Origin of the sequence: Lentzea indica (assembly GCF_012184385.1) — a bacterium.
GTDB classification, from domain to species: Bacteria; Actinomycetota; Actinomycetes; order Mycobacteriales; family Pseudonocardiaceae; genus Lentzea; species Lentzea indica.
Map to the genome: position 1 here is coordinate 1 of NZ_VSRL01000321.1, position 9,130 is coordinate 9,130.

A 9,130-nucleotide genomic window follows, 5' to 3' on the forward strand; every position below is an offset into this window, starting at 1 on the left:
CGACTCAGCTCCGCGACGACTCGGCGCGCTGCGGCTCAACCCGCGACGGCTTCAGCCACGTGGCGCACGTCGACACGCGACTGTCTCGGCACGCGGACGACTCAACCCGCGGCGACTCAGCCCGCGACGACTCGGTCTGCCCGAGATCGACGGTGCGATCCGAACCCTGCCGAGGTTGGCCACCTTCTGGACCAATCGCCCCGTGAGACTTCCCACCCGAAGATCCACCCGCAGACGCACCAGAACCGTTCGAGGCCCTGCCGGGACCATCGGAACCGGCGTCAGCACCACCGGGGGCGGAACGGACGGGCGACGAGCGCAGCGGCTCCTGAGTGGACGGTGCCGACAGAACGGCTGCCACTGGGAAGCGCATCGTCGGCTGGTCGACGGACGGGCGGCTGACCTGCACCGTTGATGCGGAGGCTGCCGAGGAGAGTTCGGCGTCGTCGTCCTCGGTCGGCCACTGGGGCTCGTCCGGCAAGAGGGCCTCCGTCAGCTCGATACGGGCAATCTCACACCCTCCAGCCGCCGCTCCGATGAGGGTTGACAGGGCGTCGTGGTCCACACTAGTGGCGTCACGAATGGGCTACATGAGCGAGGACCAGTGGAGTTCGACGTCCTGATCGAGATCCCCAAGGGCGTGCGCAACAAGTACGAGGTGGACCACAAGAGTGGTCGCATCCGCCTCGACCGCACGTTGTTCACGTCGACGCAGTACCCGGCCGACTACGGGTTCATCGAGAACACCCTGGGTGAGGACGGCGACCCGCTGGACGCCCTCGTTCTCGTCCAGGAGCCGACGTTCCCCGGTTGCCTGATCGCGGCCCGTGCCATCGGCATGTTCCGCATGACGGACGAGAAGGGTGGCGACGACAAGGTTCTGTGCGTCCCCGCCTACGACCCGCGTCACGAGCACCTGCGGGACATCCACCACCTGGCGGAGTTCGACCGCCTCGAGATCCAGCACTTCTTCGAGGTCTACAAGGACCTCGAGCCCGGCAAGAGCGTCGAGGGCGCGACCTGGGTCGGTCGCACCGAGGCCGAGGCCGAGATCCACCGCTCCTACCAGCGTCTCAAGGACGCCGAGGCGCGCGGCGAAACGCTGCACTGAACGCACGAAAACAGGGGGCCGCACGCAGCGGCCCCCTTTTTCACGCCCTGACTCAGACCGCGACGGCCTCGGCGTCGGCCACCCGCTCCAGGCCGGACCTGGTCGACAGCGGCTTCTCGCGCAGGAACCACACCAGGACGAACGCCGCCACCATCACGATGCCGCCGGTCAGGAAGACCAGGTCGATCGCGCCGGAGAAGCCGTCGAGGAACGGCCGCGCCAGCACCGGGTCGAGGTGGTTGAGGAACTCGGTGTTGTTGATGTCCACACCGGACCCGCCACTGCTCTGCAACGCCTTGGCGAAGTCCGGGTTGTGGGCCAGCGCGACCTTGAACGCCTCGGTCTGCATGGCGGCCTTCAGGCCTTCCGCGATCTTGTCACCGACCGTGCTGAACAGGATCGACAGGAACACCGCGGTACCGACGGTTCCACCGATCTGGCGGAAGAACGTCGCCGAAGCGGTCGCCACACCCATGTCACGCGGCTCGGCGTCGTTCTGGATCGCCAGCAGCAGCGTCTGCATGCACTGGCCCAGACCGGCACCCATCACGAACATGTAGATCATGACCAGCCAGTTCGGCGTGTCCGTGCCGATCGTGCTGAACAGCAGCAGGGCCACCGACATCAGTGCGGCACCGATGATCGGAAACACCTTGTAGCGGCCGGTCTGCGCGGTGATGCGGCCGCTGATCGCCGTGGCGGAGATGATGCCGAGCGTCATCGGCAGCAGCATCAGACCGGAGACCGTCGGCGAGACGCCCTTCACGATCTGCAGGTACAGCGGGATGGAGACCATGCCGCCGAACATGCCGATGCCGAGCACGAAGTTGATCGTGTTGCCCAGCGCGAACGTGTGGTTCTTGAACATCCTCATCGGCAGCATCGCCTCGTCGCCCATGCGGTTCTCGACGAAGATGAACGCGACCAGGCCGAGGACACCGGTCACGTACATGGCGATCGACGTTCCCGACGCCCAGCCCCACTCGCGGCCCTGTTCGGCCACGACCAGCAGCGGCACCAGGCCGACGGTCAGCGTCAGCGCGCCGAGGTAGTCGATGCGGTGGTCGACCCGCTTGTGCGGGATGTTGAGCACTCGGGCGACGACGAACAGCGCGAGCAGCGCGATCGGAACGTTCACCAGGAACACCCAGCGCCAGCCGGTGACACCGGCGAACGAGTCGAGGCCCGCGAACACACCGCCGATGACCGGCCCGAGCACGCTCGCCGAACCGAACACGGCCATGAAGTAGGCCGAGTACTTGCTTCGCTCACGTGGCGAGATGATGTCCGCCATGATCGCGAACGCGAGCGACATCAGACCGCCGGCGCCAAGGCCCTGCACGGCGCGGAACGCGGCCAGCTCGTACATCGACGTCGCGATGCCCGAGAGCAGTGAGCCGAGCAGGAACAACGAGATCGCCGCGAGGTACATCGGTTTGCGCCCGTAGATGTCGGACAGCTTGCCGTACAACGGGGTCGTGATGGTCGCGGTGATCAGGTAGGCGGTGGTCGCCCACGCCTGCAGCGTCTGACCGTGCAGCTGGTCCGCGATGGTCTTCATGGCGCTGGCGACGATCATCTGGTCCAGCGCCGCGAGGAACATGCCCAGCAGCAGGCCGGACAGCACCGTCATGATCTGACGGTGCGTCAACGAGACCCCTGGTGTGGGTGTCGCCTCGGTTGTTTGTGACATCTCTACTTTTCCCCTCCTGCGCGGGTCCCCATCCCGCGGTCGGTCAAAAGCGCAGGAATCGTGCGCTCGAAGTCCTGGACAAAGCGTTCGAACAGGTCCGCGAAGCCCTTGAAGTCCTCCTCGGCCCAGTCCGCGAACACCTGCTCGATCGCCTCGTTGCGCTGCCGGCGTCGTTCTCGGAGCAACCGGCGTCCCGCCTCGGTGACGGCGAGCACGCTGGCCCGGCCGTCCGCGGGATCAGACCGTCGTTCCACCAGCCCGTCCTTCACCAGCCCGGCCACCTGCCTGCTGACCGTGGACGGGTCGGAGAGCACCGCCTCCGCGAGCCCGCTCGAGCGGCACTCGCCGAGTCCGTTGAGCGTCGCGAGGAGCACGAAGGCGGACTTGTCCATGCCCTGCTTCGCCATCTGATGTGCGACCTGGGCGTGCATCTTGTTCAGCCGCACCATCGCCATGCCGACACGATCCGCGAGCTCGTGCTCGGGATCGATGCCGAGGCACCTGCCCGGATCGACCATCTGACACCTCGTTGCTTGTATCACCCAACTAGTTGCTCGACACAAGCATCCATCTCGGTCGACCGAAACGCAAGTGCGTTTCGAGTCTCACTCCACAGTGGAGCGGTATGGGTGCGGCAAGTAGTTGTTACCGACGGGTAGCCGCCCGGGTTACTCGCCGGTAGCATTCGTCTCATGAGCCAAGACGTGTCGTTCGTCGCCGACGCCATGAAGCAGGCCGTGCCGTGGGTGAAGACCACCGGCATCGAGTTCGAGGAGGTCTCCGCCAGCCGCGTCGTCGCGTCCATGCCGGACGACGAGACGCTGCGCAACCACGTCGGCGGCCCGCACGCCGCGATGATGTTCGGTCTCGCCGAGACCGCGTCGGGCGCTGTCGTGATGGCCGCGTTCGCCGCGCACCTGGGCAAGGCCACGCCGCTGGTCGCCCGCGCGGACATCGCCTACAAGAAGGTCGCGCTCGGCGTTCTGCGTGCAGAGGCCGTGCTGGGACGCTCCGCCGACGAGGTGCTGGCCGAGCTGGAGTCCGGTACGCGGCCCGAGTTCCCGGTGACCATCACGATCACAAACGCCGAGGGCGTGACCACCGGCGAGATGACGGTCGTCTGGACGTTGAAGCCCGCACGCTGAACTGGGAATCTCCGTATTTCAGTTCGGACTACCTGTGAACCGATCCTCACCAAATACGTAACCTTGGCCACACTCCCGCCATGGAGCAGTATCCGGGGTCATGTCGGGGTGGAGAACTGTGGGCGGGGTACTGCTGGCCGTACTGACCGCGGGCTGCACCGCGCAGGTGCCGCAGTCGACTCCCGTTGCCGTGGAGAAACCGGCCGGGGACGCGCCGGTGACGACGACGCCGTCGGTCCCGCCGGCCATGCTGGGCATCAGCGTGGTGTCGATCGTGGACGGGCGCGCCGTGATGCTCTCCGACGGCTCGAAGGCCGAGGTCAGCGGCCTCGCCCAACCCGGTCCGTGCTGGGCTGAGGCCGCGGCGGGCTTCGCCAGGAGCATGCTGCTCAACCAGCAGGTGCGCTACGACCGGACCACCGGCGCGCTCAGCCTCGCGGACGGCACGGACTTCGCGCTGCTCGCGCTGGGCAACGGCGCCGGCCGGACCGCAGGCACCCCGACGCCCGCGCAGAAGGAAGCCGAAGGGGCCGCGCAAAAGGTGCCGATCGGTCTGTGGGGATCACCCTGCGGTGGCAAGGACACCACCGAAACGCCCGCTCCCCCGCCGCCGCCTCCGCCCCCTCCTGCCCCGAAGCCGAAGCCGACCACGACGACACCCAAGCCGAAGCCGACGTTCTTCGCGACGTGCGAAGACGCGTGGCGGGCAGGCGCGGCACCGATCTACTGGGGCCAGCCGGGCTACCGGATCGAGCTGGACGCGAACCGCAACGGCATCGCGTGCGAGCCTCCTCGTCGCTGATCTCCCGGCCACCTCATAGCCTCAGCGCATGAAGCTGGACAGGACTGCCGTCGACTACACCCCGCACGACGTCGGGGCCATCGCGAAGAGGGCTGAGGACCGCGGCTACGACGGGTTCTGGCTCGCCGAGACCAAGCACGACCCGTTCCTCGCGCTGTCCGGCGCCGCCGCGGCGACCGAGCGGATCGAGCTCGGCACGGCGATCGCGGTGGCGTTCGCGCGCAACCCGATGACCATCGCGACCACGGCGAACGACCTGCAGCTGCTGTCGAATGGCCGCTTCAACCTCGGGCTGGGCTCGCAGATCGAAGCGCACATCACCAAGCGCTTCGCCATGCCGTGGAGCAAACCGGCCGCGCGGATGCGCGAGTTCGTGCTGGCCATCCGTGCGATCTGGCACGCGTGGGAGACCGGCGAGCGGCTGGCGTTCCGCGGCGAGTTCTACTCGCACACGCTGATGACGCCGTTCTTCGACCCCGGCCCGAACCCGCACGGCAACGCGCCGATCCACCTCGCGGGCGTCGGCGAGCTGATGACCGAGGTGGCGGGCGAGGTCGCGGACGGCTTCCTGTGCCACAGCTTCACGACCGAGCGGTATCTGCGCGAGGTGACGCTGCCCGCGCTGGAACGCGGCCGGGCGAAGGCGGGAAAGACGGTGGAGGGCTTCGAGATCAGCGGCCCGGTGTTCGCCGCGACGAACGACGAGGAGATCGCCGGCGTCAGGCGGCAGATCGCGTTCTACGGGTCGACGCCCGCGTACAAGCCCGTGCTGGATCTGCACGGCTGGGGTTCGTTGCACGAGGAGCTGCACCGGATGTCCCGGCGGCAGCAGTGGGCGGAGATGAGCGAGTTGATCACGGACGAGGTGCTGAACGAGTTCGCCGTCGTCAGCGCACCGGAGACCGTGACAGCCGCGCTGCTGGACCGCTACGGCGACGTCCTCACCCGGATCTCACCGTCGAGCAGGATCCGGCTCAGCGACCGGAGAAGTGACTGAGGCCCTGACGCGCCAGCTCGTCGTGGAAAGCGTCGAGCTCGGCGCGCACTCTGGCGACACCCCTCTTGCGGATCCATCTGCGTCTGCCCACGTTGGCGGCGGTCAGGGCGAACGGCAGGGCCAGCAGGGTCAGGACCAGCATCGTGATCATCTTGTCTCCTCAAGGGTTGCGAACAAGCAACGACCAATCGAGACATCGCTTACGGTACCGGGTCCAACGCCACCCAGGTGGAGCAAAGTCACCGACAGCAACTCAGTTCTTGACTAATTTTGTTTTCGGTGTGACGCTTGCGTCATGTTCGAAGTGGCGGTGATCGAGGATCCGGCAGCGGCCGAGGTGTCGCTGGACCCCGTGCGAGCGCGGTTGCTCGCGGAGCTGGCAGAGCCGGGATCGGCGACGATGCTCGCCGCGAAGGTCGGCCTGCCCAGGCAGAAGGTGAACTACCACCTGCGCACGCTGGAGCAGCACGGCCTGGTGGAGCTCGTCGAGGAACGGCGCAAGGGCAACGTGAACGAGCGCCTGATGCAGGCGACCGCGGCGTCCTACGTGATCTCTCCGACGGCGCTCGCGGCCGTGCAACCGGACCCCGCGCGTTCGCCCGATCGGTTGTCCGCGCGGTGGCTGCTGGCGGTCTCGGCCAGGCTGGTGCGCGACGTCGGCACCTTGATCACGGGCGCGACCAAGGCGAAGAAGCGGCTGGCGACCTTCGCGCTGGACGGCGAGGTCCGGTTCGCCACCGCGGCCGACCGCGCGGCGTTCGCAGAAGAGCTCGCCTCGTGCGTGACGCGGCTCGTCGCCAAGTACCACGACGAACAGGCCGAAGGAGGGCGACCGCACCGAGTCATCGTCGCCCTGCACCCCAGCGTCATCGCCAAGGAGGAAGAGTCGTGACCCGCGAGTTCGAGATCAAGAAGGAAGTCGAGGTCGAAGGGACCCCGGAGCAGGTCTGGGAGGCCATCGCGACCGGACCCGGCATCTCCGCGTGGTTCATGGGCCCGCACACGGTCGAACCCGGCGTCGGTGGCCGCATGACGCTCGACCTGGGCTTCTTCCAGGAAAGCGCGACGATCACCACCTGGGACCCGCCGAAGCACCTCGCCTACACCGGCGACACCGCCGAGGACGGCTCGGTCCACGCGATGGAGTACCTCGTCGAAGGCCGTGACGAGGGCACGACGGTGCTGCGGTTCGTGCACAGCGGCATCATCGGCGGCGACTGGAACGACGAGTTCCTCTCGGGCCACTCGCACGGCTGGGACATGTACCTGTTCACGCTCGCGTCCTACGTCAAGTACTTCACGGGCAAGCCGGCGACGTACATGTACGTGCCAGGCCCCGAGGTGCCCGAGGGTGTCGACCAGTGGGCGGTGATCACCAAGGCGCTCGGCCTGCCCGACGACGTGAGCATCGGGGACGAGGTGACGCTGGAACCGTTCGGCATCACCGGCGTCGTCGACTACGCACGCAAGGACTACCGGGAGTTCCTCGGCGTGCGGGGACCTGAGGGCTTCTACCGGTTCTTCGGCGGCGGCAACCAGATCGGCGTCGGCCACCACCTCTTCGGCGACCCGACCGGTCAGCCGGAGAAGTGGAAGGCGTTCCTGGAGCAGGCCTTCGCACAGGCGTAACACGAAGAGCACTCCATCGCTCACAAATGAGATTTAGCTTCCGGGATGTGAAATCTCGGTCGCTCTTTCTGCAGCTTCTCGTCGCGGTCGTCGCCGGTGTGCTGGTGGGCCACTACTTCAAGGCGTTCGGCGCGGACCTGAAGCCGATCGGGGACGGCTTCATCAAGCTGATCAAGATGGTGATCGCGCCGCTGATCTTCTGCGTTGTGGCGACGGGCATCGCGAAGGTCGGCGACCTGCGGGCGGTCGGCAGGATCGGCGTGAAGGCGCTGATCTACTTCGAGGTGGTGTCGACCGCCGCGCTCGCGTTCGGCCTGCTGGTCGGCAACGTGGTGCGGCCAGGCGCGGGCATGAACGTCGATCCGTCCACATTGGACGCCTCCGCCGTCGAGGCGAAGACGCAGGGCGGCCACCTCCCCGGCGTCGTTCAGTTCCTGCTCGATCTCATCCCGTCCAGCGTGGTGGACGCGTTGGCGCGCAACGCGTTGCTCCAGGTGCTGCTGTTCGCAGTGCTGTTCGGCTGCGCGCTGGCCCAGCTCGGCGAGCGCGCAACACCTGTCGTGGACCTCCTGGAACGCGTCAACCTGGCGTTCTTCACGGTGCTGGGCTACGTGATGAAGCTGGCGCCGCTCGGGGCGTTCGGCGCGATGGCGTTCCTGGTCGGCCAGTACGGGCTGGGGTCGTTGCGCACGTACCTGTGGCTGATTCTGGCTTCTTACGGCGCGGCTTTGCTGTTCTGCACGCTGCTGGGCGTGATCGCGTGGGTGTTCGCGCGGGTCAACATCCTGCGGTTCCTGCGCTACGCCAAGGAGGAGTTCCTGCTCGCGCTCGGCACGGCGTCCTCAGAGGCCGTGCTGCCGCGGATGATGGTGAAGCTGCAGCGTGCCGGCTGCGCGCCCACGTCCGTCGGGTTGGTGCTGCCGACCGGCTACTCGTTCAACCTGGACGGCGCCTCGATCTACCTGTCGCTGGCGACGGTGTTCCTGGCGCAGGCGTTGAACATCCCGCTCGACCTCGGCGACCAGCTCACGATCGTGCTGGTGCTCGTGCTGACCTCGAAGGGCATGGCGGGCGTGCCGGGCTCTGCGTTCCTGGCGCTGTCCGCCACGGTCGCCGCGGTCGGCTCGATCCCGGCCGCGGCGGTGGCGTTGCTGCTGGGCGCCGATCGCATCATGGACTCCATGCGCGTCTTCACGAACCTGCTGGGCAACTGCGTGGCGACGTTCGTGGTGTCACGCTGGGAAGGCATGCTCGATCTCGACCAGATGCGATCAGCGCTCGGTCGTCCAGGCGGTGACGACGTCGTCGAGCAGGCCGAGGGTGAGCCTGCCGTGGCCGAGAACGACCTCGTGGAAGTCGCGGATGTCGAACGCCGCCCCTAGTGCTTTCTCTGCCTTCCGGCGCACTTCGTCGAACTTGAGCCTGCCCACCTCGTACGCGAGGGACTGGCCGGGTTCGGCGAGGTAGCGGTCGACCTCGGCTACGGCCAGCTCTCGTGGCATCGGGGTGTTGTCCAGCAGGTAGTCGATGGCCTGCTGACGGCTCCAGCCCTTGGCGTGCAGGCCGGTGTCGGCGACGAGCCGGCCCGCACGCTTGGCGGCCATGGTGAGCATGCCGAGCCTGGACTCGTCGTTGCTGTACAGGCCCATCTCGTCCGCGAGGCGTTCGCAGTAGAGCGCCCAGCCCTCGCCGAACACGCTGATCGGTGCCTTGCGGCGGAGCAGCGGCAGGTCGTCGAGGAGCATGATCCTGG

At 67.3% G+C, this 9,130-nt stretch carries 11 protein-coding genes; 7 read left to right on the top strand and 4 right to left on the bottom strand.

Going from position 1 to position 9,130, the window contains the following annotated elements; genetic code table 11:
- The first annotated feature begins 604 nt into the window (after nt 1-604).
- Nucleotides 605-1,111 (top strand): inorganic diphosphatase, encoded by a 507-nt coding sequence (locus tag FXN61_RS43830; RefSeq protein WP_167979739.1) that lies wholly within the window; start codon nt 605-607, stop codon nt 1,109-1,111.
- 52 nt (nt 1,112-1,163) lie between these two features.
- Here FXN61_RS43830 and FXN61_RS43835 read toward each other — a convergent pair whose 3' ends face one another.
- Together FXN61_RS43835 and FXN61_RS43840 are read right to left on the bottom strand one after the other, a co-directional pair.
- Complete coding sequence (locus FXN61_RS43835) at nt 1,164-2,804, bottom strand: MDR family MFS transporter (protein ID WP_167979740.1); 1,641 nt, start codon at nt 2,802-2,804, stop codon at nt 1,164-1,166.
- A 2-nt stretch (nt 2,805-2,806) separates the two neighbouring features.
- Nucleotides 2,807-3,322: a MarR family winged helix-turn-helix transcriptional regulator gene (locus tag FXN61_RS43840; RefSeq protein WP_167979741.1), complete on the bottom strand. Its 516-nt coding sequence runs from the start codon at nt 3,320-3,322 to the stop codon at nt 2,807-2,809.
- Between the two features lie 174 nt (nt 3,323-3,496).
- On the opposite strand from FXN61_RS43840, the gene FXN61_RS43845 reads away from it, so the two are divergent.
- The 3 genes from FXN61_RS43845 (at nt 3,497) to FXN61_RS43855 (ending at nt 5,748) form a co-directional block, all read left to right on the top strand.
- Nucleotides 3,497-3,949 carry a DUF4442 domain-containing protein gene (locus FXN61_RS43845; RefSeq protein ID WP_167979742.1) on the top strand — a complete coding sequence of 151 codons (453 nt, stop codon included), beginning with the start codon at nt 3,497-3,499 and terminating at the stop codon, nt 3,947-3,949.
- Nucleotides 3,950-4,067: 118 nt separating this feature from the next.
- On the top strand, nt 4,068-4,751 hold the full coding sequence (locus FXN61_RS56035; RefSeq protein ID WP_167979743.1) for an excalibur calcium-binding domain-containing protein: 684 nt from the start codon (nt 4,068-4,070) through the stop codon (nt 4,749-4,751).
- A gap of 28 nt (nt 4,752-4,779) precedes the next feature.
- Nucleotides 4,780-5,748 carry a TIGR03617 family F420-dependent LLM class oxidoreductase gene (locus tag FXN61_RS43855; protein ID WP_167979744.1) on the top strand — a complete coding sequence of 323 codons (969 nt, stop codon included), beginning with the start codon at nt 4,780-4,782 and terminating at the stop codon, nt 5,746-5,748.
- Here the strand turns inward: FXN61_RS43855 and FXN61_RS43860 are convergent.
- Nucleotides 5,726-5,899: a hypothetical protein gene (locus tag FXN61_RS43860; RefSeq protein WP_167979745.1), complete on the bottom strand. Its 174-nt coding sequence runs from the start codon at nt 5,897-5,899 to the stop codon at nt 5,726-5,728. The genes FXN61_RS43855 and FXN61_RS43860 overlap by 23 nt on opposite strands.
- 144 nt (nt 5,900-6,043) lie before the next feature.
- Between FXN61_RS43860 and FXN61_RS43865 the strand changes: the two genes are divergently transcribed.
- From FXN61_RS43865 to dctA, 3 genes are read left to right on the top strand one after another with little or no spacing between them, the layout of a single operon-like run.
- A complete protein-coding gene (locus tag FXN61_RS43865) occupies nt 6,044-6,640 on the top strand; it encodes an ArsR/SmtB family transcription factor (RefSeq protein ID WP_188136137.1) in 597 nt (198 codons plus the stop codon).
- On the top strand, nt 6,637-7,377 hold the full coding sequence (locus tag FXN61_RS43870) for an SRPBCC family protein (RefSeq protein ID WP_167979746.1): 741 nt from the start codon (nt 6,637-6,639) through the stop codon (nt 7,375-7,377). The genes FXN61_RS43865 and FXN61_RS43870 overlap by 4 nt, the downstream gene beginning before the upstream one ends.
- A gap of 47 nt (nt 7,378-7,424) precedes the next feature.
- Entirely contained in the window at nt 7,425-8,759 is a 1,335-nt protein-coding gene (dctA, locus tag FXN61_RS43875; RefSeq protein WP_312878458.1) for a C4-dicarboxylate transporter DctA, read from the top strand.
- On the opposite strand, the gene FXN61_RS43880 is transcribed toward dctA, so the two are convergent.
- Nucleotides 8,649-9,130, bottom strand: a 482-nt coding sequence (locus FXN61_RS43880) for a DUF885 domain-containing protein (RefSeq protein WP_167979748.1), incomplete at its 5' end; no start/stop codon positions are given. The two genes, dctA and FXN61_RS43880, sit on opposite strands and share 111 nt — an antisense overlap.

Coding starts and splice junctions, on each gene's coding strand:
- FXN61_RS43845 (WP_167979742.1), top strand. CDS start 3,497: ATGAGCCAAGACGTGTCGTTCGTCGCCGACGCCATGAAGCAGGCCGTG.
- FXN61_RS43865 (WP_188136137.1), top strand. CDS start 6,044: ATGTTCGAAGTGGCGGTGATCGAGGATCCGGCAGCGGCCGAGGTGTCG.
- FXN61_RS43860 (WP_167979745.1), bottom strand. CDS start 5,899: ATGATCACGATGCTGGTCCTGACCCTGCTGGCCCTGCCGTTCGCCCTG.
- FXN61_RS43835 (WP_167979740.1), bottom strand. CDS start 2,804: ATGTCACAAACAACCGAGGCGACACCCACACCAGGGGTCTCGTTGACG.
- FXN61_RS43840 (WP_167979741.1), bottom strand. CDS start 3,322: ATGGTCGATCCGGGCAGGTGCCTCGGCATCGATCCCGAGCACGAGCTC.
- FXN61_RS43855 (WP_167979744.1), top strand. CDS start 4,780: ATGAAGCTGGACAGGACTGCCGTCGACTACACCCCGCACGACGTCGGG.